The sequence below is a fragment of the Agrobacterium tumefaciens genome (genome assembly GCF_017726655.1).
Lineage (GTDB): Bacteria > Pseudomonadota > Alphaproteobacteria > Rhizobiales > Rhizobiaceae > Agrobacterium > Agrobacterium tumefaciens_B.
Map to the genome: position 1 here is coordinate 711,276 of NZ_CP072308.1, position 26,973 is coordinate 738,248.

The following is a 26,973-nucleotide window of genomic DNA, read 5'->3' on the forward strand; positions in this document are numbered from 1 at the left end:
TATTTGTTTCGCGACTCCAACGACGATTCTCAAGGGTGTTTTCCTCATGCTCACGCGCAAACAGCAGGAATTGCTTCTCTTCATTCATGAGCGAATGAAAGAGTCCGGCGTGCCGCCCTCCTTCGATGAAATGAAGGATGCACTCGATCTTGCTTCCAAATCCGGCATCCACCGGCTGATCACGGCGCTCGAAGAGCGCGGCTTTATTCGCCGGCTACCCAACAGGGCGCGAGCGCTCGAGGTCATCAAGCTTCCGGAGGCCTATACGCCGGGCGCAAGGCCGCAGCGCGGCTTCTCACCGAGCGTTATCGAAGGCAGTCTCGGCAAACCGAAAACGCCGGAGCCGCCCCCTGCTCCCAAGGCACCCGCAAACGACATTGCAGGTGCGGCGACCGTACCTGTCATGGGCCGGATCGCTGCCGGTGTGCCGATCTCGGCCATTCAGAACAATACACATGACGTGGCCGTTCCAATGGACATGCTAGGCTCAGGCGAACATTACGCGCTTGAGGTCAAGGGCGATTCGATGATCGAGGCCGGCATTTTCGATGGCGATACGGTCATCATCCGCAATGGCAATACGGCCAATCCGGGCGATATCGTTGTGGCGCTGGTGGACGATGAGGAGGCGACGCTGAAGCGGTTCCGCCGCAAGGGCGCGTCCATCGCGCTGGAGGCTGCAAACCCGGCCTACGAGACCCGCATTTTTGGGCCTGATCGGGTGAAAATTCAGGGCAAGCTGGTGGGGCTTATCCGGCGCTATCATTGATGCCGCCGCCGGTCCGGATAAAACCGGATCGATTGGCAAGACATATCTAGCCTTCAAGATGAATGGCGCGTCATTCCGGTGGATTGATGCGCTTTTTTTCTTTTGAAGCGATGAAGGTGCTTTTGAAAGGGTCAAGGCACGAATTCGGCCTGGATGTCGTTCACCCATCAACGGGCTTTATGAGTGCGATGGATTCTTTGCGATATTCGCCGCAACGTCGCTGGTATAAAAACCGCGACATAGTCAGGAGACACGCCATGTACGATCTTTATATCGCAAACAAGAACTACTCCTCCTGGTCGCTGCGGCCATGGGTGTTGATGCGCACGCTCGGTATTGCCTTTGAAGAGAAACTCGTTCCCTTTGGCGAAGGCGTCTCATTTTCCACTTTTTCTCCCACCGGCAAGGTCCCCTGCCTCGTCGATGAGGGTGTGACGGTCTGGGAATCGCTGTCGATCGCGGAATATCTCGCCGAGCGTCATCAAGGGGTCTGGGCAAGCGACAAGCAGGCCAGAGCCTGGTCGCGTTCGGCGGCAAGCGAAATGCATGCTGGATTTTCGTCGCTGCGCAATCTCTACCCCATGTCGGTCGGCATTCGTGTCACGCCAAAGGGTGGTGATGCCGGGCTGGCAGCTGATATCAAGCGTATCGATGTTTTGTGGAGCGAAGGCCTTTCGACCTTCGGTGGTCCTTATCTCGCCGGCCAGAAGTTCACGGCAGTGGACGCCTTCTTCTGCCCCGTGGCATTCCGTTTCCAGACTTACGGTGCGGATCTTTCCCCCGCAGCAAAGGCCTATTGCGAGCGCCTGCTCGCCCTGCCCGCCATGCGCGAGTGGTATGAGGCAGGCCTGAAAGAAATGTGGCGGGACCCGGCGCATGAAGACGAAATCGCCAGCATCGGTAAGTTGACTGCGGATCTGCGCGCGAAGGCTTGAGACGCTTTGCCGGCGGCAATCATTGCGACGCCGCCAGCAGACGCGTGATCGTTTCCGGTAGCTCATGCTCGTAGCGACCAGATTTCCAATCGTAATATCGATGTTCGCTCCAAGGCCGGTTCATGCCTGCGGTCGAAGCGCGCAGTTTCTCGACGACGCCCGGCTGATTGGCTGACGCGAACTTGATCTCCACCGAACCAATGCGCCGCAAGATGTCTCGATTGAGAAGCAGCGCGCCTGAGCGGCAGTGTGAAAACGAGGTTCTCTGGGAAACAATGACGACGTCGGCGATGTCACATGCCTTTCCAGCCAGACGCCCTTCCTCCAGCACGATGATCCATTCGCCGCTCTGTGCCTGCGCCACGCACCAGCGACCCCGCTTGCAGGTGAAAACGCCCGGCGTTCCCGCTTTCAGCGCAACCGCCATCTCGCGTGCGGCGGATCTCAACTCCTCCTGCGACAGCTTTGCTTTTTTGGTAAACGTCTCTGGCCGGTCCCGCTGCAGAATAACCGGCGCCTGCGGTGTCTTGGCAAGCAGCAGCGCCCTCTGCCACTGGTCATAAATAAAGCCATGGGGTCGGGTTCTCGTCGTGTAAACCTTCTCATCGGCAAGAAGCGCCACCAGCGAGCCATCTTCATGAACGAGGAGATCCGGCAGATCGCGTTGAAATGTCGTTGCCGAGAGCCCGAAGGCAAGCAGCAGAGGCGGGATGCCCAAGAGCGCCAGGCGGCTGCGCAACAGGGTGAGCAGCAGAAAGCCGGCCGAGGCGATACCGATGAACCAGCCATGCGGGCGTCCGGTCGCTGCGCTTCCGCCCCAGGACGCAACTTCGTCCGCGACCTCGATGACCATCGCCATGCCATAGCCCATCACCTTCAGAAATGGCGCGTCGAGCCCGAACGGCATCAGCAGCATGGCGATCAGACCGAAGGGCATCACAATCAGCGACATCAGCGGCGTCGCGGCAAGATTGGCGAAAAGTCCATAGGTGGTGACACGTTGGAAATGTTCGGCGGAATAGATTGCCGTCGAAAGCCCGCCAATCAGCGACGTCGTGATGACGCCCGCCATCACAGCGCCTGCCATCTGCGCGACCGTGATCCAGCTGGGCTTTCTTCCCATATAAAGACGCTCGCGACCACTACGCCGGCGGCTCCAGGCGGCGTAGGCGGAAACAAGCGCGATTGTCGCCGCAAAAGACATCTGAAAGCTTGGCCCCATCACTTCGGAGGGCGAGAGCGCGAGAACAATGAGAGCGGAAAGCGCGACGTTTCTGAGGCTGAGCGACGGCTGGTCAAAGAGCACCGCGACCAGCATGATCGACATCATCAGCCAGGCCCGTTCTGCTGAAACCGCAAAGCCGGAGATCAGATAGTAGCATAGCGTCATGACGAGCGCTGCGAAGGCGGATATCTTCTTGACTGGCCATCGCTGGGCAAAGGCCGGAAACAGGCTGAACCCCATCCTCATGCCCACAAAGAAGATGCCTGACGCCAGGGCCATGTTGAGCCCGGATATGGCGACGATATGGGCAAGCCCCGACACCCGCAACGCCTCCATTGTCTCCGGCGATATGGCCTGTCGCTCATCGGTGACGATGGAGGCGGCGAAGGCACCCGCGTCGCCTCCGATCGTCGTGCGAATGCGCTCGGCGATGGCGGCGCGCAGGCGATAGAGCCACATGTCGGCCATCTCCAGCCAACCCTCAGCCCCAAGGTTCGCCATCGCCAACGGCTGGGGCGGCTGGTAAAAGAAGCCTGTCGCTCCGATACCGCGGAAATAGGATGAAAAGGCGAAATCGTTCAATCCCGGCAGAGCCGGTCCGGACGGCGGAGAGAGCCGCGCCTTGCCGCGAATGATCGCGCCTATCGGCATGGGTTCGCCGCCACCACGCGCGAGAAGCGACACCCTCCCCGGCGAACGCGTAAGTGATGGTGCTTCAGTGGAGTGGAGCTCGACGAGATATCGCCAGTCACCCCGCGCATCCACCTCACGCCGGACGACCTTCCCGGTAACCGTCGTGGTCACCGGCGTGTCCAGAAGGACAGTCGCGGCGCGGCGGGTTTCCAGTTCCGCAAAAAGCATGCCGAGCAACATCAGCGCGACAACGCTGCAAACCCTTGACCCGGCATCAAGGCGATATCTGGTTAGCAGCGCCAAGGGGGCCGCGACCAAAATCGCGACGATCAGAAGCGGCAAGGAAGGCGTGGTCCCAAGAGAAAACCACAGGATTGCCCCGCAGCCGATGAAGACGGGTACAAAGAGGAAATCGTGACCGAATGCGCGTTCTTCCGTCAGCCATGCGGCAAGTTTTTGAGAAACGGAAATGTTCCGCGCCGCCACGTCAACCAAGGCCGGCACAACAGCGGTCGGAACGGCGCCTGAGCGCCGCAGCGGCGCCAGGATATCCACCGTGCCGGGGGTATCTCCCTGCAGCGTTTTGACATATCCGAAATGCTCTTTTTCACCTTGACCAAGCATTCTGGGCCGCGCCCCTGCCGCACTGAAGACAGGTTTGCAGATGGACTGCCGGTATTGCAATGCTTTCCTTTAACTCTGCGTTGACCGAGATTGAATTGCTGCCAATCACAAGGCCAAAAGCAAGGCGTTCACCTTTGCCGCAATGCACAATTTGACCTTTGGATAGCTTGGCATCTGCGACAGGATCATATAGCTAATCGGTAGACGCTTAACCGCGGGGCGCATCCAAACGCCCCCACCCGCATGTTTTCGGAGGATCAGTATGACGGAAAAAAGCGCTACAGTGACACTTGGCGACAAACAGGTCGAACTCCCTGTCAGGGAAGGCACGATCGGGCCGAGCGTCGTCGATATCGCCACGCTGTATAAGAACACCGGCTCCTTCACCTACGACCCGGGTTTCACGTCGACAGCCTCCTGCGAATCCAAGATCACCTATATCGATGGTGACGAGGGCGTGCTGCTGCATCGCGGCTTCCCGATCGAGCAGCTGGCCGAACAGGGCGACTTCCTGGAAACCTGCTATCTGCTGCTGTACGGCGAACTGCCGACGGCTGCGCAGAAGAAGGACTTCGACACCCGCGTCACGCGCCACACCATGGTGCACGAGCAGATGAGCCGCTTTTTCACCGGCTACCGTCGCGATGCGCATCCGATGGCCGTCATGTGCGGCACGGTCGGCGCTCTCTCGGCTTTCTACCACGACTCGACCGACATCACCGATCCGCACCAGCGCATGGTCGCTTCCCTGCGCATGATCGCCAAGATGCCGACGATCGCCGCCATGGCCTACAAGTATCATATCGGCCAGCCCTTCGTTTACCCGAAGAACGATCTGGATTACGCCTCCAACTTCCTGCACATGTGCTTTGCCGTACCGTGCGAGGACTACAAGGTCGATCCGGTTCTGGCACGTGCCATGGACCGCATCTTCATCCTGCATGCCGATCACGAGCAGAACGCCTCCACCTCCACGGTGCGTCTTGCCGGTTCTTCGGGTGCAAACCCGTTCGCCTGTATCGCGGCTGGCATCGCCTGCCTCTGGGGTCCGGCTCACGGCGGCGCCAATGAAGCGGCGCTCAACATGCTCAACGAAATCGGCACGGTTGACCGTATTCCGGAATATATCGCCCGCGCCAAGGACAAGAACGACCCGTTCCGCCTGATGGGCTTTGGCCACCGCGTCTACAAGAACTACGACCCGCGCGCCAAGATCATGCAGAAGACGATGTATGAGGTGCTGGAAGCTACCGGCAACTCCGACGATCCGATCATGCAGGTCGCGCTGGAACTGGAAAAGATTGCCCTTTCCGACCCTTACTTCGTCGAGAAGAAGCTTTACCCGAATGTCGACTTCTATTCCGGCATCACGCTGAAGGCGCTCGGCTTCCCCACGACCATGTTTACCGTTCTCTTCGCCCTTGCCCGCACCGTTGGCTGGATCGCGCAGTGGAACGAAATGATCGAAGATCCGCAGCAGCGTATCGGTCGTCCGCGCCAGCTCTACACGGGCGCCGGCAAGCGCGATTACGTTCCGGTTTCCAAGCGCTAAGCAGCGAAACCAACCAACAGCAAAGGCCGGCAGGTTTTCACCTCCGGCCTTTTTCTTGTTCGTCCTGATGGTTCTCAGTGGCGTGCGGCGACACCGAGAAACTGCTTGAGTTCAGGGGTCGCGGGATTGGAGAACACCTCTTCCGGTGGGCCGATTTCATGGACCCTGCCCTCGTGCATGAAGACGACGCGGGAGCAGACGTCGCGCGCGAATTTCATTTCATGTGTTACCATCAACAACGTCATGCCTTCACTGGCCAATTCACGCACCACCGCCAGCACCTCCGAGACCAACTCGGGATCGAGTGCCGAGGTGATCTCGTCGCATAGCAGGGCGATCGGCTGCATGGCGAGCGCGCGGGCAATGGCGACGCGCTGCTGCTGACCGCCTGATAGTTCATCGGGATAGGCATCGAATTTATGAGCCAGACCCACCCGTTCCAGCATCTTGCGGGCGACGGCTTCCGCTTCCGGTTTGGGTGTCTTCTTCACTACGGTCTGCGACAGCATGACGTTGCCGCCAACGGTCTGGTGCGGAAAAAGGTTGAACTGCTGGAAGATCATGCCGACCTTCAGCCGCAGGGCTTTCAGATGCAGATCATCATCGAGAAGCTGCGCGCCGGCGACCGATATGGAACCAGCCGAAATCGTCTCCAGCCCGTTGATGCAGCGAAGCAGGGTCGACTTTCCAGAACCGCTCTTGCCGATGATGGCGATGACTTCACCCGGCTCCACATCGAGATTGATGCCCTTCAGAACCTCGTTGCTTCCATAGCTTTTACGGACTTCAGTGATTTCGATGAGCGACATTGAGCTTCCTTTCCAGGATCTGGCTGCTCTTCGACAGAGGCCAGCACAGCGCGAAATAGATGAGGGCGACGAGGCCATAAACGGTGAAGGGCTGGAAGGTGGCGTTGGTGACCACGGTGCCCGCCTTGGACAGTTCGACAAAACCGATGATCGAGGTCACGGCCGTTCCCTTGATGACCTGCACGAAGAAACCGACGGTTGGCGGAATGGCGACCCGCATGGCCTGGGGCAGGATGACATAACGCATCTGTTGCAGACGCCCCATGGCTAGGCTTGCCGAGGCCTCCCACTGTCCTTTGGCAACGGATTCGACGCAGCCGCGCCAGATTTCCGTGAGGAAGGCCGCCGCCCACAGGATCAGAGTGAGGCCTGCCGCGAGCCAGGCGGGCACATCGATGCCGAACAGGCCGAGGCCAAAAAAGGCGATGAACAGCTGCATCAGAAGCGGCGTGCCCTGAAAAAGCTCGACGTAATAACGAGCGAAGGCCCGCATCGATTTTTTTCGGGAAATACGCATGAAGAGCAGAAGGAGCGCCACCAGACCACCGCCGACGAAGGAGACGAGCGAGAGAAGCACGGTCCAGCGCGTGGCAAGGAGCAGATTTCTGAGAATATCCCAGGTGGAGAATTCGATCATCGGACACTCCTGCGCGGAAAGATGACGTTGCCGCCGATGACCAGCACCTGCCGGAGAAGAATGGCGAGCACGAGATAGATGAGGGTGGAAACCATGTAGGCCTCGAAGGCGCGGAAGGTACGCGACTGGATGAAGTTGGCCGCGAAGGTCAGGTCCTCGGCAGCGATCTGCGAGACGACCGACGATCCGAGCATGACGATCACCACCTGCGAGGAAAGCGCCGGCCAGATGCGTTGCAACGACGGCACCAGCACCACATGCCGGAAAGTTTCGAAACGGGTCATGGCAAGGCTCGCGCCGGCCTCGAACTGGCCCTTGGGCGTCGCCTGAATGCCCGCGCGTATGATCTCGCAGCTATAGGCCCCGAGATTGACGACCATGGCGATATTGGCAGCGCTCAGCTCCGACAATTGCAGGCCAAGCGATGGCAGGCCGAAAAAGATGAAAAACAATTGTATGAGAAACGGCGTATTGCGAATGAGCTCCACATAGGTCGCGACCGGCGGCCGCAGCCATTTTGGCCCAAGCGCACGCACCCAGGCGCAGAATATGCCAAGAGCGATGCCAAGAACGCCGCCGACGGCGATCAATTCCAGCGTGACGCCGATACCCTTGGCGATCTGGGGATAATAGTCGAGGAGCCATCCAAAATCGAACGTGTATTTCACCCGATGTATCCTTTCGGGGAAGACAAGGCGTGCGCCAGGCAGGATCGGCCCGACCGGCGCAGCTTTGTCACGGTTGGTCAGAGATCCTTCGGAAGATCGGTTTTCAGCCACTTCTGGGCGATGGTGTTCAGCGACCCATCGGTCTTTGCGGTGGCGATGATGCTGTTCACCTTTTCAAGAAGGGCCGGCTGTTCCTTGTTGAGGCCGATAAAGCAGGGCGAATTCTTGATCAGGAACTTCAGTTCGGGCCGCTTCGGCGGGTTCTTTGCGAGAATGGCGGCGGCGACGACGTTGCCGGTGGCGACTGCTTCAACCTGCCCGGCAAGGAAAGCGGAGATCGTGCCGTTGTTGTCTTCGTAGCGCTTGATGGTCGTATCGGCGGGTGCAATCTTGGTCAGTTCCAGATCCTCGACAGCGCCGCGGGTGACACCGACGGTCTTGCCGGCCAAATCTTCCGCCTTGGTAACGGCGACAGAGTCCGGCGCAAAGACGCCATTATAAAAGGGCGCATAGGCGGTGGAGAAGTCGATGACCTTTTCACGGTCCGGGTTCTTGCCGAGGCTCGAAATGACGAGGTCGACCTTGTTGGTCTGCAGATAGGGAACGCGGTTGGCGCTGGTGACCGGCACGAGTTCGACCTTTACGCCGAGCTTCTCGCCGATCAGATTGGCAACGTCGATATCGTAGCCCTGGGGCGCCATGTCCGTGCCGACGCTGCCGAAGGGCGGAAAGTCCTGCGGGACGGCGACACGGATCGTGCCGCGGGAGGTGATGTCACTGAGTGCATCGGCAAAGGCTACGGGCCCAAAACCGATCGTTGCCGAGATCGCGGCAATGGCAAGCAATGAACGTCTTGAAAACATGGGAGGTTACTCCTTGGGGCTTGGGGAAAGCGGTTGCAGTGAAAGGGAATTGCGCAGCTCGTAGAGCGGGTCCGGCCTGCGGGTGAGATCGAGACCCGTTTCAACTTCATCGAGATGGCGGATGGCGAGTTCGGCGGCGGCGTGGAAATCAGCCGCCTTCAGTGCCTCGAAAATGCGGCAGTGCCCGTCATGCGATTGCTGCGCATGGAAATCGGACTGGTAGAGCATGGAGATGAGAATGGTCCTAGCCGTGAGGTCACGCAGCACGTCGATGATGATCTCATTGCCCGCGATTTCCGCAATGCGAATGTGGAAATCGCCCATCAGGCAGGTCAGTCGCTGGCGATCACCCTTGGCGATCGCTGCTTTCTCCTCATCCAGATGATCGGCGAGGATTTTGAGACCTTCGCCGCTGATGCCCGAAAGATTGCGTAACAGGCCATATTCGATGACCCGCCGCGCTTCATAGACTTTGATGGATTCTTCGGCAGAAGGCTCCACGACAAACCAGCCACGGCGCGGGCTGACAGTGACGATGCCGCGGGTTTCCAGCCGCATCATCGCCTCACGAATACGGGTGCGCGAGACGCTAAAGAGGCTTGCGAGCTGGTTCTCGCTGAGGCGGGTGCCCGGACGGATGCGCGCCGAAAGAATGCCCGAGATGATGGCGTCTTCTACCGCGCTCTGGGCGCTTTCGGATGTATGGCTATCTTGCATACAAGATTGAATGCAAGAGGTGTGCCAGACGTGGATCTAACCCTTTTTAGACTTGACGGAACGCTCGACTGCTGCGCTCGTGATCAGATGCGCCACGGCGGTATCCACATCTGCCTTGATCGTTAGCATTGTAGCAAGCTCTAATTCTCGCTGGCGGGAATTCGCTCCTGAATGGATCAGGCTTGGCGGCCGGTCTTGCTTTTCAAAACATCAAGAACGATGCGCGCGCTGGTTTCTCCCGGTGGGACCTCGGTGTGCAAACGCTGTTGTACCAGCGCATAACCTTCAAGCATCGCCTGCCGTTCGATTGTATTCGACGACAGACGTTCGGCCCAGCGCAGCATGGACCCAGCCCTGACGACCTCGTTGAAATACTCAGGCACGATGGCGTAGTCAGCAATCAGATTCGGCAGGGCGCCCGTCCAGGTCTTCACCCGCTTGCTCAGCATGGTGAAAATCCAGTCTGTCTTGTAGACCGAAATGGTTGGCACCCCCGCAAGCGCCAATTCCAGGATAACCGTGCCTGACGCGGCGATGGCCGCATCGGCTTCAGCAAAGGCATTCCATTTAAATGCGGAGTCGACGCCGATCTGCGGCCTGATATCCTCTGGCCATGTCGCCGCCATATCGCGGATGCGCTGTTCCTGCCGCGGCACGGTCGGCAGCAGGAAACGCGCCGGGCCATTGCGTTTCACAAAGGCTTTCGCTGCCTCCAGAAACGGCTCCATCAGCCGCGTCGTCTCCGTAGACCGAGATCCCGGGAGGAGAAGAATGGTCTTCGGCTGGCCCGCCTCCGGAAGAGCGCGCCCCGCCCGCTTCTGACGCACCGCCAGGACATCGGAATCGACGCTCAGGCGATGGCCGACAAAGGTGGTTGGCGGCCCGCCAAGACGTCGCATCGCCTCCGGCTCGAAGGGCAGCAGCGCGAGCACGTGATCCACATAAGACAGCATCGCCGTGGCGCGATATTCCTTCCATGCCCAGACGCTGGGACAGACGTAATTCACCACCGGAAGATCGGGCAGCTGCTTGCGCACCTTCTTGGCAACGCGGTGCGTGAAATCCGGGCTGTCAATGATCAGCAGCACATCCGGTTTCGCGGCGGCAATCGCCGCGGCGGTCTGGTTGATGCGGGCGATCAGCTTCGGCAGCTTTTTCAGAACCTGGGTGAAACCCATGATGGAAAGCTCGGAGTAGTCGAACAGGGAAACCAGGCCCTGCGCCTCCAGAGCCTCACCGCCAACCCCGACCAGCTCGACAGGCCCGTTATATTGCATCTTGAGCGCCCGGATAAGATCGGCACCAAGGAGATCGCCAGACACCTCACCGGCAACGACTGCCACTTTCAACACTGCCGTCATCCGATCAGGCCTTCCCCATCATGTCTCCGCCGAGTGACGTATCGATACCGCAGACGAATATGCCTGCCTCGTCGGCTGCTTTCAACATCGCTTCGCGATCCAGCACGAGCGCGCGTCCGGCTTCGACGGCGATCCCGGCCAATCCGGCTTTTCGGGCATTTTCCACCGTCTCGATGCCGATGGTGGGAAGATCGGCGCGCACATCCTGCTGCGGTTTGCAGAGTTTTACGAGCACGCCTCTGCGGCGTGGGGATATTCGGCCTTCGGCGCGCAGGTCCGCAACGCGCGACAGCATGGCATCGGTGCCCTCAACGCCTTCGAGTGCAACAATGCGGCCACCAACGGAGACCGCACCCTGCCCCACATCGAGCTTGCCGAGCGCAAGTGCCGCCTCGGCCGCCTTGCGAATATCCCGCAGATCATCCCCGGTAGGCTCCTGCGCCGCCAAAGGACCCAGGGAGGCCAAAAGGCCCGGTGCTATCTCATGGGCGCCGATGACGTCTGCACCGAGCGTACCGATGATCTTGATGACCATCTGCAGGACGGCATCGTCACCGCCGGATAGAAGCGTTTTCACGATCGAGGGCAATTTGAGCAGAATGCCGACCGTCGGCCGGATTTCCCGCCATTCGGGACGCCGGGCAACGCCGCCCGACAGCACCACGCGGTCGACCCGATTTTCTTTCAGAAGGCGGCCAAGTCCCGCGACATCGCCGACGCTGATCACGGCATTATCGAAGCCACTCCAGTCGAAACTGGAATCATCGCGCAGGCGGACGATGAAGGGATTTTCCCCCATCTCACGGGCGGCAGTTGCCACATAAAGCGGCAACTGGCCGCTGCCTGCCACGATGGCAAGACGCCCGCCGCCTGTCACGGCTCACTTGCCCCGGTTGGGCGACGAAATCGCGCGATCGGTGCCTGCGCCAATGAAATCGATGACTTCAAGCGCCTGCGGGCAATCCAGATAATCGTTACGGTCAATGGCTGCCGCATTGGCGCGGATGGGGCCATCCGCTTCGAAAATGGCCTTGTAAACGCGCCGGACCTTATGGATGTCGGCGCGCTCGATGCCGGCGCGTGTCATGCCGACGACGTTGAGGCCACCAAGAATCCCCGGATTCCCGTTCAGCATGCCATAGGGAATCACGTCGTAATTGACAGCGGAGAGCCCGCCGATAAAGGCCTGCCGGCCGATACGCGTGAACTGGTGCACGGCGCAACCACCGCCCAGAATCGCGCGATCTTCAATCGTCACATGTCCCGCCAGCATGACATTGTTGGACAGGATGATGTGGCTGCCCAGGCGGCAATCATGCGCCACATGCGAATTGGCGAGGAACAGGTTGTCGTCACCGATGATGGTCTTGCTGCTGCCGTCGGAGCTTCCGGCGTTCATCGTCACGCCTTCGCGCATGATGCACCGCTCGCCGATCTCCAGCGTCGTCTCAGAACCATCATGACGAACCGCCTGCGGCGTTCCGCCAATAACCGCCATAGGATGAATGACCGAATCGCGGCCGATCACCGTCAGACCGGACACCACGGCATGGTTGTGCAGCCTCACACCGTCATGCAGCGTCACCTTCGGACCGACATAGGCAAGCGGGCCGATGACAACGCTTTCACCGATCACCGCGCCGTCCTCAACGACCGCGCTCGGGTGAATCCTGGCCGAAGCCGCAATCGTGCTCATTGCTGGTCCTCGGGGATCATCATGGCGCCCACATCGGCCTCCGCCACCAGCGCGCCGTCCACCTTCGCCTCACAATGGAATTTAAATACATTGCCGCGCTGACGCTGCTTGGTGACGTGGATTTCGAGGCGGTCGCCGGGAACCACTGGCTTGCGGAAACGCGCATTGTCGATCGTCATGAAGTAGACCAGATAGCCGCCCTCACCCTGGCTGCGCGCGCAAATGGCGCCGGCCGTCTGGGCCATGGCTTCGACGATCAAAACGCCCGGCATGATCGGACGGTCTGGGAAGTGACCGGTAAAATGCGGTTCATTGACCGTGACGTTCTTGATGCCGATTGCCGAATTGTTGCCGTCGATTTCGATGATCTTGTCGATCAGCAGAAATGGGTAACGATGCGGCAGAAGCTTCATGACTTCCAGAATGTCAGCCGCGCCAAGCGTCGTCTTCGTTTCTTCAGTCATTGTTTTTCTCTCCTGTTTTTTTATCACGCCCTTCAGCGCGGGCCAGAATCTCGGCCATGTCGCGCAGGAAATATTTCATCGGCCGCGCCGGCGTTCCGCCGTAACGCGCGCCTGCCGGCACATCGGCCACAACACCGCTCATCGCGGCGATCTGCGCGCCATCGCCAATGGTGATATGGCCGTTGATGCCGGCCGCGCCACCAATCATCACACCGTCGCCGATGCGGGTGCTGCCTGCAATGCCGACCTTGCTGACGATGCCACAATGGCGGCCAATGCGCACATTATGACCGACCTGAACCTGATTATCGATCTTGGTGCCTTCACCGATGACCGTATCATCCATGGTGCCGCGATCGATCGTGGTATTGGCGCCAATCTCGACATTGTCCTGAATGATGACACGGCCAACCTGCACGATCTTCAGCATGCCACGCGGACCGGGAGCGTAACCAAACCCATCCTGACCGATACGGGCGCCGTTGTGGATAATCACATTGTTGCCGATGAGCGCCGCAAGCACGCTGGCGCCACCGGCGATGGTGCAATCGCGGCCAATCCGCACATCCTGTCCAATGATCACGCCGGGGCCGATGCGCGTGCCCGCGCCGATATGGGCACCCGCTCCGATGACGGCAAGTGCCTCGACGATGACGCCTTCTTCCAATTTTGCGGATGGATCGACATGCGCGGCATGGGAAACTTCTGCTTCCATGCGCGCGACTGGTCCCGGACGCATCGCCGAAGGATGCAGCAGAGCACCCACCTGCGCAAACAGCGTGTGCGGATTTTTTGATATCAGCGCGGGGATATTGGACGGAAGCATATCGACAAGCGCTGCGTCACAAATGACGGCGCCTGCTTCGCAGGTCTGCAATTCATCGCGATTCTTGCGCGACAGTATATAGCAGAGCTGATCGGGCTTTGCCCGATAGACGGGCGAAACGGATCGGATCATCCGTTCACCTGCCGCCTCATCAGACAGTTCCGTCCCAAAACGGTCTGCGATGTCTATCAATCGCAGTCCCTCGTGGGGCGGAAAAAATGCGTTGTATTCCATCAGCCGGAAACTCCAGAACGTTCAAACTTGCAGTTCTGGACTGCCGATATCAGAAAGTGTTGGACATGCCAAACCGGAAACGCTGTTCCTCGTCGTAGTCTTCCTTGGCGAAAGGAACGGCGTAATCGACGCGGATCGGACCGAAAGGCGATGCCCACATCACACCGATACCGGCAGATGCGCGGATGGAGTTGTCGTCCTTGACGGTCTGCGATGTGGAGACCTTGTTGCCATACATCGTGCCGGCATCGACGAAGCCGGCAAGACGCAGGCCGAAGTCTTCCGGAACGCCAGGCATTGGCGCCGTCACTTCAGCAGAAGCCGCAAAATAGGTCGTGCCGCCGATGGAGTCATAACCGATACGCGGACCGATACCATCGTTCTTGAAGCCGCGAACCTGACGACCGCCGAACTTGAATTGATCGAAGACCAGAAGATTGTCATTCGTCGGCATGACATGACCAGCCTGACCGGTCAGCGATCCGATGATGTCATACTCGTCGGACAGCGTGTGGTAGTACCGCGCCTTGGCATAGATCTTGTAGTATTCGGAGTCGCCACCGAGACCCGCAAATTCGTTCGTCAACGCAGCCTGCCAGCCTTCGCGCGGCATGTTGCGGTCATCGAGCGTGTTGTAGTTCAAGGTGTTCGAAATGATCGACTGGGTCCAGTCACCACCGCGGATCAGAGCCTGATAAGGTTCTGCGAGATTGGCGTTGTTCTGCCAGTCGCCCTTACCGTCATAATTGATCTGCTTGTAGGTGTATTTGAATGTCGTCGACAGATCTTCCGTGATCGGAGCGGTGACGCGCAGTGCAAAGCCCTGTTCGTCGTAGTTATAGAAGTCTTCGCTCTTGCTCTGGTTCTTGAAGAGGTCGAAGCCGGCAGCCAGACGGTAGCCGAGGAAATAGGGCTCCGTGAAGGACAGCGAGTACGTACGCGCATCGTCTTCACCAGCACCAGCGGCGACACGGATATACTGACCGCGACCGAGGAAGTTCTTTTCTTCGACCGATGCTTCGAGCAGCACGCCATCGTTCTGCGAGTAGCCCGCACCGATACCGAACGAACCCGTCGACTGATCTTCAACGTCAACCACGATCACGACGCGGTCAGGCGCGCTGCCGCCGGCGGTCGAGATATTGACCTTCGAGAAGTAACCCAGCGCTTCGAGACGACGCTTTGCAGCGGTAATGACCGTCTGGTTGAACGCATCGCCTTCGGAAATATCGAATTCGCGACGGATGACATAGTCACGCGTGCGGGTGTTACCGCGGATTTCGATACGCTCGACGTAAGCGCGCTCGCCCTGATCGACGATATAGGTCACGCCAATGGTGTTGCCAGACATGTCGCGGTCGCCGCGCGGCGTAACACGAGCGAAAGGATAACCTTCACCGGCAACGCGCTTGGAAATCGCTTCCATGCTCTGCTGAACTTCCTTGGCGCTGTAGCTTCCACCCTGACGGGTTTCAACAAGACCCTGAAGCTCGGAACCATCGACGCCCGGAACGGTCGATTCGACCGCGACGTTGCCGAAGTTGTACTTCTTGCCTTCGTCAACGGTGATGGAGATGGTGTATTCGTTCTTTGCCTCGTCCAGGACCGCCTCGGAAGAGACGACGCGGAAGTCGGCATAACCGTGGTTGTAGTAGAACTGGCGCAGCGCCTCTTCATCGGCGCGCAGCTTGTCCTCATTGTAGACGTCCTTACGCGTCAGGAACGACAGCATGTTGGACTTCTTGGTATTGATGACGGCGGCGAGACGACCATCGCTGTAGGCATTGTTGCCAATAAAATCGATGCGGCCGATCTTCGTACGCTCACCTTCGTTGATGACGAAAGCAATGTTTACACGGCCCTGACCGACAGACACGGTCTGCGTGGTGATTTCGACATCGCTACGACCGATGGCAGCATAGGCGTCCTTGATGCGGGCGATGTCAGCCGTCACGATGGCCTGATTGAACGGGCCCATCGGCTGGGTCTGCACGACGCCGGCGAGCTTGTCGTCCTTGATCTTGCGGTTGCCGTTGAACACCACCTGGTTGACAAGCTGGTTCTCGTTGACCGTCACGACCAGCGTGCTGCCGGAAACGCGCATGGCGACATTCGAGAAGTAACCGGTGGCGTAAAGACGCTTCACCGACTCATCGATGTCCGAATTGGAAAAGTTCTTGCCTGGCGCAATGGTGATGTTGGAACGAACCGAATCCGCACCAGACCTTTCGGCCCCGCGAACGTCAATTCTGCTGATGACGGCTGCCTGTGCAACGCCAGCAGAGGCAAGCACACCAAGGCCCGCAACCGAAGAAACACCGGCAGACAGAGCAACCGCCGACACAGCGTTCAAAAATCTTGAACCAGCCTTCATTTCAATTCTTACCCTTTTACGTTGTCCCTCAGCGGGCGGAACCCGACTCCGGCCATGTGCGTCGTTTTACCTGCTTTTCCCCTACAAGCAAGCGTGAACGTTAAATTCTGTTTACTTCGTGCTCCAGAGTGGCTCATTCGCCACTTTGGCATAAAAACAAGGTAAACAACCGACTAACAAAACCGTTAAAACACAATCCTCAGCCAATCAAGCTGCTGATATCATTCCATGTTGCAAAAACCATAAGGCCCAAAATCATCATCATTCCGATACGGAACGCCACTTCCTGCGCGCCGGCGCCGAGCGGCCGGCCTCTAATTGCCTCGATGGCGTAGAACACGAGATGGCCGCCGTCCAGAACCGGGACGGGCATCAAATTCAGGAGACCGATCGATACCGAAAGAACCGCGGCGAGCTGGATAACGGCGGAAATTCCGAGTGTCGCCATCTGTCCGGATGCCTGCGCCACCCGCACGGGACCACCCAGCTGATCGGCATTCATGCGGCCGGTGACGAGGTTTCCGATATAGTTGAACGTGCCGGTGATGACATGACCTGTTTCACGCACACCCTCGGCGAGCGCCTGGACCGGCGAATATTCGATGTGGCGGAAATTGCCGCTGGTCTGGTCGGTGACGATGCCGATGATGCCCATTTCGAGCTTGTTACCGAACTGGTCGGTCGTCTCGGTGCGGGTCGGAACCATCGGCAGCGTCAGTTCCTCGCCTGCCCTCTCCACAGTCACCGTAATCGGCGTGCCGGGACGAATGCCGACATAACGGCGAACATCCTCGAATGTCAGTACCTTTTCGCCATCGATGGCAATCAGACGGTCGCCCGCCTTGACGCCGGCAACCGCCGCCGCACTGTTTTCACGAACTTCCGCAACGACCGGATCGGCAATCATCCGACCATAGATGCCGAAGAGCACTGCAAAAATGAGAATCGCGAGGATGAAATTCGCGATCGGGCCTGCAGCGACCGTCGCTGCCCTTTTCCACAGCTTTGCGCCGGAAAGCGTTTGCGCCCTCTCCTCCAGCGACATGTAAGAAAGGCCGGAACTGTCAGGCTTGCTTGCGGCATCCTCATCGCCAAAAAATTTGACGTAGCCGCCAAGCGGAATCGCGGAAATCTTCCAGCGCGTGCCGCGCTTGTCGGTAAATCCGACCAGTTCCGGGCCAAAACCGACCGAGAATGCGGTGGAGCGGATGCCACACCACCGACCGACAAGATAATGGCCCATCTCATGTACAAAAACGAGCAGGGACAGGACCAGGATGAAGGGCACGATATAGCCGGTCAGAAAACCAGTCGCCGCCATTACTGTGTTCATGACAATCTGCCCTTTATATCGTGACCTTTTGCGCCGCCTAGAAGCCCGGCAACAGCCCGCCGCTCGATCCGGGCACGTCGCCGGTTGCCGCCGCATGCACGAAAGCTATGAGGAATACCGTAAAGCAGGCGAAAACAAGACCGTCAACACGGTCCATGAAGCCGCCATGACCAGGAATGAGATGGCTTGAATCCTTGACCTGAAACCGTCGTTTCACGAAGGATTCGAAGAGATCGCCAATCTGGCTGAAGATCGAAAGGATCAGCGCCAGTCCCAGCACCAGCAGGCTGATGCGACCATGATAGGCCATGGAGACCAATGCACCGCCGATGATGGCCGCAACCGCCCCGCCGATCGCGCCCGACCATGTCTTACCCGGAGAGATGGCAGGCGCGAGTTTTGGCCCGCCGATGGCGCGACCAACGAAGTAAGCAAGAATGTCCGTCGACCAGACAACCGCAAAGATGAACAGGATGGACGCGAGGCCCGTCAGTTCGTCACCACGAATGGCTGCGAGCGATATGCCGCTCAGGCCCGCGTAAAATATGCCGCCCACCAGCCACCAGTTCCGGCCGCGCAGCACCGGAAACAACGCCGCTGTCAGCGTGAAGCCGGATAAGAGCGGCAGGTCCAGCGAAGCTTCACCGAAAATCGTATTGCCGGCAATGACGGCGACAGAAAACCAGCCCCAGGCATTTCCGGTGGGGTTGCTCTCCGACATCCGGGTAATCGTCGACCACTCGTAATAGATGAGAATCGCGAGAAGACCAGCAACGATGCGGAACAGGATGCCGCCATACCACGTCGCGGCCAGGATGACCGCGGCCATGACGATCGCGGAAACGATCCGGAGCCTGAGTTCACGGCTCATCAGGCACCTGCCACGGCAACCTGCTCGGTGAGCGCACCGAAACGGCGGTCACGCGTTGCATATTGCTCAATTGCAGAGAAGAATCGCTGGCGGTCGAAGTCGGGCCAATATTCCGGCACGAAGAGGAATTCCGAATAGGCTGCCTGCCAGAGGAGGAAGTTGGACAGACGCTCTTCGCCACTGGTGCGGATAATCAGATCCGGATCGGGAATCCCCGATGTGTCGAGCCGGGACGAAATCATTTCCGGCGTGATGGAGGCGGCGTCGAGCCTGCCTGCGGCAACATCAAGCGCGATTGACGCCGTTGCGCGAGCGATCTCGTCACGGCTGCCATAGTTGAAGGCGATCACCAGCGTCAGCTTGGTATTTTCGGCCGTCATCTGCTCCGCCTCTTCCAGAAGCGCGCGGATATCGTTCTTCAGCCCCTGCCGGTCACCGATGATCCGCACGCGCACATTCTCGCGGTGCAGCTCGGCAAGGTCGCGCCGGATGAAGGCCTTCAGCAGCCCCATCAGATCACTGACTTCGGATTCCGGCCTGCGCCAGTTTTCCGAAGAGAAGGCAAACAGGGTGAGATAACGTATGCCGCAATCGCCGGCCGCGCGCACGGTCTCGCGCACGGCCTCCACACCGCGGCGATGCCCCATCACGCGCGGAAGACCGCGCTGCTTTGCCCAGCGGCCATTGCCATCCATGATGATGGCGACGTGCTCGGGTATGGAGGAACGTGTCGTCGTCGGCATATCGATCCAGTAATAGGGCGGCGCGGAATTCAAACGGAAAAAGCAGACGTCTATCGCAAGCGATATCAGACCTGCATGATTTCCTTTTCCTTCTCGGCAAGCAAGCGGTCAATTTCCGAAATCGTGTCGTCGGTCATTTTCTGCACTTTTTCCGACTGGCCACGGCTTTCGTCCTGACCGATGTCACCATCCTTTTCGGCTTTTTTCAGACCGTCCATGCCATCACGACGCACATGGCGAATAGCGACCTTCGACTTTTCGGCGTAGTCGTGAGCGACCTTGACGAGGGATTTGCGGCGCTCTTCGTTGAGTTCAGGCAGCGGAATACGGAGGTTCTGGCCGTCAACGATGGGGTTGAGGCCGAGGTTGGATTCGCGGATGGCGCGGTCCACGGCATTGACCATCGACTTGTCCCAGATATTGACGCCGAGCATGCGCGGCTCGGGAACGGTGATGTTGGCCACCTGGTTGAGCGGCACGCGCGAGCCGTAGGCATCAACGGTGACCGGGTCCAGAATATTGGCCGACGCGCGGCCGGTGCGCAGCGACGCGATATCGCTCTTGAATGCATTGATGGCGCCATCCATACGGCGCTTGATATCGTTGAGGTCAACACCACTCATCTTGATACTCCATCTTGTCGGCCAGCGGCCGTATTCGCCCTCAAGGGCGGCATCGTTTTGGATTACTTGTCGTGCACGATGGTCTTGCGGCCGCCGCCGGTCAATATCTGTGCAAAACCGCCCTTCTCATGGATCGAGAAAACAATGATCGGGATGTGGTTTTCGCGGGCAAGCGCCACCGCGGCGATATCCATGACGGCGAGCCCTTTGCCGAGCACTTCGCTATGGGTCAGCTCGTCGAAACGGGTCGCTGTCGGGTCCTTCTTCGGATCGGCGGAATAGATGCCATCCACCTGGGTGCCCTTGAAGATCGCCTCGGCGCCCATTTCGGCCGCGCGCAGCGCAGCAGCAGAATCGGTGGTGAAGAACGGGTTCCCCGTGCCGCCGGCAAAGATCACCACGCGGCCCTGGGCCAGGTGATGGAGGGCAGCACGTTGGGAGAAACTCTCACAGATCTCAGGCATGGCGATTGCCGAGAGAACCACGGTATCGATGCTCAGCTTTCGCAGCGAGGTTGCGAGCGCCAGTGCATTGATCACGGTTGCCAGCATGCCCATATGGTCGCCGGTGACGCGGTCGCCCCCCTTGGATGCCACGGCAACGCCGCGGAAAATATTACCGCCGCCGACGACCACGCCGACTTCAACGCCCATCGCCCTCGCCTCGGCGATATCGGAGGCAATACGGTCGGCCACCGCCACATCGATACCGAAACCCTGATCACCCATGAGGGCTTCGCCGGAAGCCTTGAGAAGAACGCGTTTGTAGATCGGCTTGGAAGACATCATGACTCCTCGGAAATGTAACCGAAACGCGGATACACGAAGGGCACCGCGTTGTCACGCGATGCCCTCCCGTTTTCCCAAGATTGGGTAAATATAATCAGCCCTTGGCGACTGCAGCAACTTCAGCTGCGAAATCGCTTTCTTCCTTCTCGACGCCTTCGCCGAGCAGCAGGCGAACCATGCCGGTGACTTCGATGGAAGCGCCAGCTTCCTTCTCGGCTTCCTTGACGGCAGCGCCGACCGTCAGGTCGGGGTTGATGACGAAAGCCTGCGACAGGAGGGCGACTTCTTCGAAGAACTTGCGCATGCGGCCATCAACCATCTTTTCGATGATGGCTTCCGGCTTGCCGGATTCGCGGGCCTGTTCGATGAAGACGTTGCGCTCGCGCTCTGCAACCGCGGCGTCGACTTCTTCAGCGCGGATGGCAAGCGGGTTGGTCGCAGCAATGTGCATGGCAACCTGGCGGCCGATGGAATTGAGAACTGCCTTGTCGCCTTCCGACTTCAGGGCAACGAGAACGCCGAGCTTGCCGATGCCGTCGCCGGCAGCGTTGTGGATGTAGGTCGCAACAACACCGTGCGGCACTTCAAGCGCAGCGGAACGACGCAGCGTCATGTTCTCGCCGATCGTCGCGATCGCGTCCTTGATGCTGTCGGAAACGGACTTGCCGGTTGCCGGATAGGTGGCAGCGGAAACAGCGTCGACGGTGCCATCGGTGGAGAGAGCAACCTGGGCGATGCCGCGGATGAGGTCCTGGAAAGCGTCGTTACGGGCAACGAAGTCGGTTTCCGAGTTCAACTCGACAACAACAGCCTTATGACCCATGGTGGCAACGCCGACCAGACCTTCGGCAGCCGTGCGGCCGGACTTCTTGTCGGCCTTTGCGATGCCCTTGGCGCGCAGCCAGTCGATCGCCGCTTCCATGTCGCCATTGGTTTCAGCAAGAGCCTTCTTGCAGTCCATCATGCCTGCGCCAGACTTTTCGCGCAGTTCCTTCACCATTGCGGCTGTGATTTCGGTCATTGTGTGCCTCTTATCGGTTCGATCGGTCAGCCGGCGGATTTTGCCGTGCCGAAGTTCTGGGTGATGACTGTACCCGGCCGCACACCCTTCGAAACCCTGAGGTTCCGGCAAGGGGCATGCGCATTCCCAAGTGCTGCGGCGTCGCCAAACATCGAAATGATGGGTGCCGCTCTAGTGTGACAGCGTTATGAAGACTGCCTGCCGTTCCAACCACCTCGAACGCCTGCGGTTTCCGAAAACCACGGCGGAGCGGTTAGAAACGAACAAGGCCGTCAACCCATTGAAGGTCTTTGACGGCCTTGTCATATCCTGGTCGAGGAGACGGCGAAACGGATCGCCGCCAGACAGGGCCTAAATCAGGCGCCAGCCTCGTCTTCGAGAGCGGGCTCGATCGGAGCTTCTTCAGAAGCGCCGATGTCGCGGCCGGAAGCGCCCTGCTGACGGGCAATGCCGTCGATGGCAGCGCGGGCGATCAGGTCGCAGTAAAGCGAGATGGCGCGCGACGCGTCGTCGTTACCCGGGATCGGGTAGTCGATGAGGTCCGGATCGCAGTTGCTGTCGATGATAGCAACGACCGGGATGCCAAGACGCTTGGCTTCTTCGATCGCGATCTTTTCCTTGTTGGTGTCGATGATGAACATCAGGTCCGGAACGCCGCCCATATCGCGGATACCGCCGAGAGCCTTTTCAAGCTTCTCGCGTTCGCGCTCGAGGTTCAGGCGTTCCTTCTTGGAGTAGCCGGAGCCTTCCGAGTTCAGGATCTCGTCAACCTTGCGCAGACGCTGGATCGAGTTCGAAATGGTCTTCCAGTTGGTCATCATGCCGCCGAGCCAGCGGGAGTTGACGTAGTACTGGGCCGAACGCTTTGCGCTGTCGGCGATGATTTCCGACGCCTGGCGCTTGGTGCCAACGAACAGGACGCGGCCGCCACGGGCAACGGTGTCGGACACGACCTGAAGGGCGCGCGACAGCATCGGAACGGTCTGAGCCAGGTCGATGATGTGGATGTTGTTACGGTCGCCGAAGATGTACGGCTTCATCTTCGGGTTCCAGCGGTGCGTCTGGTGGCCGAAGTGAACACCAGCTTCCAGAAGCTGGCGCATAGAAAAATCGGGCAATGCCATGCCTTGTTACTCCTTTTCCGGTTTAACCCCCGCGAAGCGAACAGCACCGACTTTCATCGATACCACCGGGCGGAACGAACCGGATTTCTCCCGGAACATCCCAAGCTTCGCGTGTGGAATGGTGAGCCGCATACAGTCGCCCGCGTTAAAATGCAAGCGATTATGCGAAAAAACCGCGCAAATTGCCCTGTTTCAGCGCACGGGCTTGTTTTCACAGGTTTCGGGCTTGAGAATATCAAGCTTCGCAAGCTTTCCAGTCAGAACAAAATCACCGTAATCCATCGTCAGATCGCGGGTGATTCCGTTTTCGTAGAGCTTGAACGACATGCGATAGATCGGCAAAGCGTCCGTACCCGTCTTGTCGTTGTAATAGGCGATCGTAACAGGCCAGTAGGCGGTCTTGGCAAATTCGCCTGCCTTGCCGGCGTCCACGTCGCCATCCTTCGGCATCTGCGACTTGCCGACCAGCGTCGACGTGATCAGGCTTTCATCGCCATCGTCAGACCCATCGAAAATGCGCGATTCGAAGATGCGTTTTCCCTGACGGGCATTTTCGATGACCTGGAACATGTGCTGCGTCGGAAACTCGCTGGCGACGAGATTGACCTGTCGCGCATCCGGACGTTTCAGATCGACCTTCACGCCATCCTTATCATCGGTCGCGGCACCCTGCACTTCCTTGTCCAGCTTGTCGTCGGTGTAGGACTTGGTCTCGAAGGTGAATTTTTTCGCCGCGAGGTCCTCGAAGGTTTTGGTCTGCTGGTCGGTCATGCGCACGGCATCGCCGGTGTTTATCTGCGTGACGAAACGGAAATCCGTCTTGTAACCCTGGCAGGCCGAACCCGTGAACTCATACACCATGCGGCCTGTCATGCCTTCGATGCCGGAGCGATCGGACGCGTCCTTCAATTCCAGATCATAGACGGCGCGATGGGCAATGAGATCCGGAACTGCGACGGGCAAGGCGCTGGCGGCGTTCGACAGGCCGGTCATCAGCCCTGTTGCGGCAACGAAACCAAGCGTCCTGACAAACATGCAATATCTCCTGTTGGACTCGCCGCTCATATTGTACAAGCAACCGCCCGGCTTTTGGATCAACATCTTCTGAATGCCGGATTCTTGAAGGATTTACAACAAAACCGGAGACGAAAATGTCCGAAGTCATCGAAGGCCGCCTCAAGGAACTTGGCTTTACGCTTCCCGTCGCCGCAGCACCAGCTGCAAACTACGTTCCATTCACCATCAGCGCCAATCTGCTTTACGTATCGGGTCAACTGCCGATGGAATCGGGCAAGATTGCGGTGACGGGCCTCGTTGGTCGCGATGTCGACGTTCCAGCCGCCCAGCGCGCAGCCGAACTTTGCGCCGTCAACATTCTCGCACAGGTCAAGGCCGCATTGAATGGCGATCTTTCAAAAGTGCGCCGTGTCATCAAGCTGAACGGCTTTGTCGCCTCTGTGCCTGAGTTCGTCGAGCAGCATCTCGTCATCAACGGTGCGTCCAACCTCATCGCCAATGTTCTGGGCGAGGCCGGTAAACATGCCCGCGCCGCCGTCGGCATGGCCGCCCTGCCCTTCAATGCCTCGGTCGAAATCGACGCCATTGTGGAAATCGACGTATGACGCTGAAACTTTCCTGGCTGACGGCCCAGCCCGTTGCCCATCGCGGTTACCACGATCTCAACAAGGCGGTCTGGGAAAACACGCTTTCCGCCTTCTCCCGCGCCGTCGATGCCGGTTTTGCGATCGAATGCGACGTTCAGCTGGCGGCCGACAGTGTGCCGGTGGTTTTCCACGACCACGACCTGGAAAGACTGACTGGAATCAAGGGCGATGTGCGTGAACGCACCTCGGCGGAACTGGCAATGCTCTCCGTCGGCCAAACCACGGATCGCGTTCCGAGCCTCAAGCAGCTTTTGGCTCTGGTGGCTGGCAAGGTGCCGCTGGTTATTGAACTGAAAGGCCGTGACGGCGAAGGCGTCGATGACGGCTTTGCCGAAGCGGTGCTGGAAGACCTCGAGGGCTATAACGGCCATGTGGCGCTGATGAGCTTCGATCACCATCTGCTGAAGGACCTGAAAGCAGCGGGCTCGCCCTGGCCGCTCGGGCTGACGGCAGAAGGCGACAAGCCGGAGGACTTCTTCCAACATGACGACGCCATGCAGCTGGGGCTCGATTTCATCTCCTATCATTGGGGTCACCTGCCCAACAGCTTCATCGAAGCGCAAAGAAAACTCGGGCTTCCGGTCATTACCTGGACGGTCAGGGATGAAAATGCGCGCGAGACGACCTATAAATATGCGGACCAGATGACATTCGAGGGTTTCGACCCGAGAGAGAGACCGTCCGCCACGGCATGACAAAAGATTACTCCATCCGCATTGCGCAATCCTTCGAGGATATCGATCCGGAAAGCTGGAAACGGCTTTCCGGAACGTCGCGCAACGCATCAGGAAATGCTTACAACCCCTTCATATCGCATGAATTCCTGTCTTCCATGGAAGACTCCGGTTCGGCCACCGCCAAGACCGGCTGGCTAGGACACCACCTGCTGCTGGAAAACGCGGCAGGGGCCCTCATCGGCGCCGTTCCTGCCTATCTGAAAAACCACAGCAAGGGCGAATACGTCTTCGATCACGGCTGGGCGGATGCCTTCGAGCGGGCTGGCGGGCATTATTATCCCAAACTGCAATGCTCGGTGCCCTTCACTCCTGCGACGGGCCCACGCCTGCTGGTCGCCACTGGCCAAGATGCCGGACAATTCAAGCCGCTCCTCGCTTCCGGTCTCGCGCAAGTGACTGACAAGATCGGCGTCTCTTCGGCGCACGTCACCTTTCTGGAAGAGGATGACCTCTCGGCACTTTTGCCGAGCGATTTTCTGCACCGCACCGACCAGCAATTCCATTTCATCAATGACGGTTATCGCGACCACAATGACTTCCTCGAAGCGCTATCATCACGCAAGCGCAAGGGGCTCAAGAAGGAGCGCCGGGCCGCGCTGGAAAACGGGATCGAGATCGATTGGCTGACAGGCTCTGACCTGACGGAGGAGATCTGGGACCAATTTTTTGCCTTCTACATGGATACCGGCAGCCGCAAATGGGGCAGGCCTTATCTGACGCGGAAGTTTTATTCGCTGATCGGCGAGCGCATGGCTGATGATGTGTTGCTTGTCATGGCGAAACGCGAGGGGCGTTACATCGCCGGTGCGATCAATTTCATCGGGTCGGACGCGCTCTACGGTCGGCATTGGGGCTGCATCGAGGACCACCCCTTCTTGCATTTCGAGGTCTGTTACCATCAGGCCATCGATTTTGCGCTCGCGAAGGGATTGAAACGGGTAGAGGCCGGCGCCCAGGGCGAACACAAGCTGGCGCGCGGTTATGTACCGGTCACCACCCACTCGGCGCATTTCATCGCCCATCCGGGCCTGCGTCGAGCCATTGCCGATTATCTTCAGCGCGAGCGCGAAGAGGTCGAGCACATCAACGATTATCTCGATGAGCACACGCCCTTCCGCAAGGGCGAAAGACAGGAACCGGACACATAGTCCGACATCAGGAGGGACCAGAATGGCGGCCAGCGCTTACGACGACAACAATATCTTCGCAAAAATCCTGCGTGGCGAGATTCCGAGCCATAAGCTTTACGAGGACGAGCATACCCTGGCCTTCATGGATGTGATGCCACAGGCTCCCGGACACCTCCTCGTTATACCCAAGGTCGGCTCCCGCAACCTGCTCGACGCCGACCCCGACGTGCTCGCAAGAACCATTCCCGTCGTGCAGAAACTCGCCGTCGCGGCGAAGGAAGCCTTCGATGCAGATGGTGTCTTCGTCGCTCAGTTCAACGAACCGGCCGCTGGCCAGACTGTGTTCCACCTGCATTTCCACGTCATTCCGCGCAAGGAAGGCGAGCCACTGAAGCCGCATTCCGGCGTGATGGCCGATGGGGAGGTGCTGAAGGCCCATGCGGAGAAGATAAAGGCGGCGCTTGCTTTGTGACGGGTGATGAGACGCCTCAGCGTCTGGCAGAACAGCGGCATCCGCACGCCCTCACCCCGGATCTGATCCGGGTCCAGTGC

General features: G+C 58.9%; 27 protein-coding genes. 7 read left to right on the top strand and 20 right to left on the bottom strand.

The features are described 5' to 3' along the window. Positions 1-46: 46 nt before the first annotated feature. Both lexA and AT6N2_RS03615 read left to right on the top strand, forming a co-directional pair. On the top strand, positions 47-769 hold the full coding sequence (gene lexA / locus AT6N2_RS03610; RefSeq protein WP_209088536.1) for a transcriptional repressor LexA: 723 nt from the start codon (positions 47-49) through the stop codon (positions 767-769). Between the two features lie 257 nt (positions 770-1,026). After that, a complete protein-coding gene (locus tag AT6N2_RS03615; protein ID WP_209088539.1) occupies positions 1,027-1,704 on the top strand; it encodes a glutathione S-transferase family protein in 678 nt (225 codons plus the stop codon). Between the two features lie 19 nt (positions 1,705-1,723). Here AT6N2_RS03615 and AT6N2_RS03620 read toward each other — a convergent pair whose 3' ends face one another. Continuing rightward, complete coding sequence (locus tag AT6N2_RS03620; protein WP_209088542.1) at positions 1,724-4,186, bottom strand: ComEC/Rec2 family competence protein; 2,463 nt, start codon at positions 4,184-4,186, stop codon at positions 1,724-1,726. A gap of 262 nt (positions 4,187-4,448) precedes the next feature. Here AT6N2_RS03620 and gltA point away from each other — a divergent pair, with 262 nt between their 5' ends. After that, positions 4,449-5,738: a citrate synthase gene (gene gltA / locus AT6N2_RS03625; protein WP_063949051.1), complete on the top strand. Its 1,290-nt coding sequence runs from the start codon at positions 4,449-4,451 to the stop codon at positions 5,736-5,738. Positions 5,739-5,812: 74 nt separating this feature from the next. Here the strand turns inward: gltA and AT6N2_RS03630 are convergent, their stop codons facing one another. The 19 genes from AT6N2_RS03630 to AT6N2_RS03720 all read right to left on the bottom strand — a co-directional run bounded on the left by AT6N2_RS03630 (position 5,813) and on the right by AT6N2_RS03720 (position 23,925). Next, positions 5,813-6,547, bottom strand: coding sequence for an amino acid ABC transporter ATP-binding protein (locus AT6N2_RS03630; RefSeq protein ID WP_144574525.1), 735 nt, complete (start codon positions 6,545-6,547; stop codon positions 5,813-5,815). Next, entirely contained in the window at positions 6,525-7,184 is a 660-nt protein-coding gene (locus AT6N2_RS03635) for an amino acid ABC transporter permease (protein ID WP_144574530.1), read from the bottom strand. Before AT6N2_RS03635 ends, AT6N2_RS03630 begins: the two co-directional genes overlap by 23 nt. Beyond that, positions 7,181-7,852: an amino acid ABC transporter permease gene (locus tag AT6N2_RS03640; RefSeq protein WP_209088545.1), complete on the bottom strand. Its 672-nt coding sequence runs from the start codon at positions 7,850-7,852 to the stop codon at positions 7,181-7,183. The genes AT6N2_RS03635 and AT6N2_RS03640 overlap by 4 nt, the downstream gene beginning before the upstream one ends. 77 nt (positions 7,853-7,929) lie before the next feature. Next, positions 7,930-8,715 carry a transporter substrate-binding domain-containing protein gene (locus AT6N2_RS03645; protein WP_063949055.1) on the bottom strand — a complete coding sequence of 262 codons (786 nt, stop codon included), beginning with the start codon at positions 8,713-8,715 and terminating at the stop codon, positions 7,930-7,932. Positions 8,716-8,721: 6 nt separating this feature from the next. After that, positions 8,722-9,432 carry a GntR family transcriptional regulator gene (locus AT6N2_RS03650; protein ID WP_144574536.1) on the bottom strand — a complete coding sequence of 237 codons (711 nt, stop codon included), beginning with the start codon at positions 9,430-9,432 and terminating at the stop codon, positions 8,722-8,724. Positions 9,433-9,608: 176 nt separating this feature from the next. Beyond that, complete coding sequence (gene lpxB, locus AT6N2_RS03655; RefSeq protein ID WP_209088548.1) at positions 9,609-10,793, bottom strand: lipid-A-disaccharide synthase; 1,185 nt, start codon at positions 10,791-10,793, stop codon at positions 9,609-9,611. A 4-nt stretch (positions 10,794-10,797) separates the two neighbouring features. After that, positions 10,798-11,670 (bottom strand): LpxI family protein, encoded by an 873-nt coding sequence (locus tag AT6N2_RS03660; protein ID WP_209088551.1) that lies wholly within the window; start codon positions 11,668-11,670, stop codon positions 10,798-10,800. Positions 11,671-11,673: 3 nt separating this feature from the next. Continuing rightward, a complete protein-coding gene (gene lpxA, locus AT6N2_RS03665) occupies positions 11,674-12,489 on the bottom strand; it encodes an acyl-ACP--UDP-N-acetylglucosamine O-acyltransferase (RefSeq protein ID WP_209088554.1) in 816 nt (271 codons plus the stop codon). Further along, the gene (gene fabZ / locus AT6N2_RS03670; RefSeq protein WP_063949060.1) at positions 12,486-12,953 is read right to left on the bottom strand and encodes a 3-hydroxyacyl-ACP dehydratase FabZ; all 468 of its coding nucleotides are present in this window, start codon (positions 12,951-12,953) and stop codon (positions 12,486-12,488) included. Before fabZ ends, lpxA begins: the two co-directional genes overlap by 4 nt. Beyond that, positions 12,946-14,013, bottom strand: a complete 1,068-nt coding sequence (gene lpxD, locus AT6N2_RS03675) for a UDP-3-O-(3-hydroxymyristoyl)glucosamine N-acyltransferase (RefSeq protein WP_209088557.1) — start codon at positions 14,011-14,013, stop codon at positions 12,946-12,948. The genes fabZ and lpxD overlap by 8 nt, the downstream gene beginning before the upstream one ends. 49 nt (positions 14,014-14,062) lie before the next feature. Then, complete coding sequence (gene bamA, locus AT6N2_RS03680) at positions 14,063-16,387, bottom strand: outer membrane protein assembly factor BamA (RefSeq protein WP_209088560.1); 2,325 nt, start codon at positions 16,385-16,387, stop codon at positions 14,063-14,065. Between the two features lie 199 nt (positions 16,388-16,586). Next, positions 16,587-17,708, bottom strand: a complete 1,122-nt coding sequence (gene rseP, locus AT6N2_RS03685) for an RIP metalloprotease RseP (protein WP_209089606.1) — start codon at positions 17,706-17,708, stop codon at positions 16,587-16,589. A gap of 49 nt (positions 17,709-17,757) precedes the next feature. After that, positions 17,758-18,591, bottom strand: coding sequence for a phosphatidate cytidylyltransferase (locus AT6N2_RS03690; RefSeq protein ID WP_209088563.1), 834 nt, complete (start codon positions 18,589-18,591; stop codon positions 17,758-17,760). Beyond that, positions 18,591-19,334 carry an isoprenyl transferase gene (locus tag AT6N2_RS03695; protein ID WP_063949143.1) on the bottom strand — a complete coding sequence of 248 codons (744 nt, stop codon included), beginning with the start codon at positions 19,332-19,334 and terminating at the stop codon, positions 18,591-18,593. Before AT6N2_RS03695 ends, AT6N2_RS03690 begins: the two co-directional genes overlap by 1 nt. Before the next feature lie 65 nt (positions 19,335-19,399). Then, entirely contained in the window at positions 19,400-19,957 is a 558-nt protein-coding gene (gene frr / locus AT6N2_RS03700; RefSeq protein ID WP_004441558.1) for a ribosome recycling factor, read from the bottom strand. 62 nt (positions 19,958-20,019) lie between these two features. After that, positions 20,020-20,742 carry a UMP kinase gene (pyrH, locus tag AT6N2_RS03705; RefSeq protein ID WP_003502561.1) on the bottom strand — a complete coding sequence of 241 codons (723 nt, stop codon included), beginning with the start codon at positions 20,740-20,742 and terminating at the stop codon, positions 20,020-20,022. 97 nt (positions 20,743-20,839) lie between these two features. After that, on the bottom strand, positions 20,840-21,766 hold the full coding sequence (gene tsf / locus AT6N2_RS03710) for a translation elongation factor Ts (RefSeq protein ID WP_004441554.1): 927 nt from the start codon (positions 21,764-21,766) through the stop codon (positions 20,840-20,842). Positions 21,767-22,122: 356 nt separating this feature from the next. Continuing rightward, positions 22,123-22,890, bottom strand: coding sequence for a 30S ribosomal protein S2 (rpsB, locus tag AT6N2_RS03715; protein ID WP_063949066.1), 768 nt, complete (start codon positions 22,888-22,890; stop codon positions 22,123-22,125). Positions 22,891-23,082: 192 nt separating this feature from the next. Continuing rightward, a complete protein-coding gene (locus AT6N2_RS03720; RefSeq protein WP_209088566.1) occupies positions 23,083-23,925 on the bottom strand; it encodes a cell envelope integrity EipB family protein in 843 nt (280 codons plus the stop codon). Between the two features lie 116 nt (positions 23,926-24,041). Here AT6N2_RS03720 and AT6N2_RS03725 point away from each other — a divergent pair, with 116 nt between their 5' ends. From AT6N2_RS03725 to AT6N2_RS03740, 4 genes are read left to right on the top strand one after another with little or no spacing between them, the layout of a single operon-like run. After that, on the top strand, positions 24,042-24,512 hold the full coding sequence (locus tag AT6N2_RS03725) for a RidA family protein (RefSeq protein WP_209088569.1): 471 nt from the start codon (positions 24,042-24,044) through the stop codon (positions 24,510-24,512). Beyond that, positions 24,509-25,249, top strand: coding sequence for a glycerophosphodiester phosphodiesterase (locus tag AT6N2_RS03730; RefSeq protein ID WP_209088572.1), 741 nt, complete (start codon positions 24,509-24,511; stop codon positions 25,247-25,249). The genes AT6N2_RS03725 and AT6N2_RS03730 overlap by 4 nt, the downstream gene beginning before the upstream one ends. Further along, a complete protein-coding gene (locus AT6N2_RS03735; RefSeq protein WP_209088575.1) occupies positions 25,246-26,439 on the top strand; it encodes a GNAT family N-acetyltransferase in 1,194 nt (397 codons plus the stop codon). The genes AT6N2_RS03730 and AT6N2_RS03735 overlap by 4 nt, the downstream gene beginning before the upstream one ends. 22 nt (positions 26,440-26,461) lie before the next feature. Further along, positions 26,462-26,893: an HIT family protein gene (locus AT6N2_RS03740; protein WP_063949071.1), complete on the top strand. Its 432-nt coding sequence runs from the start codon at positions 26,462-26,464 to the stop codon at positions 26,891-26,893. Positions 26,894-26,973: the final 80 nt, after the last annotated feature.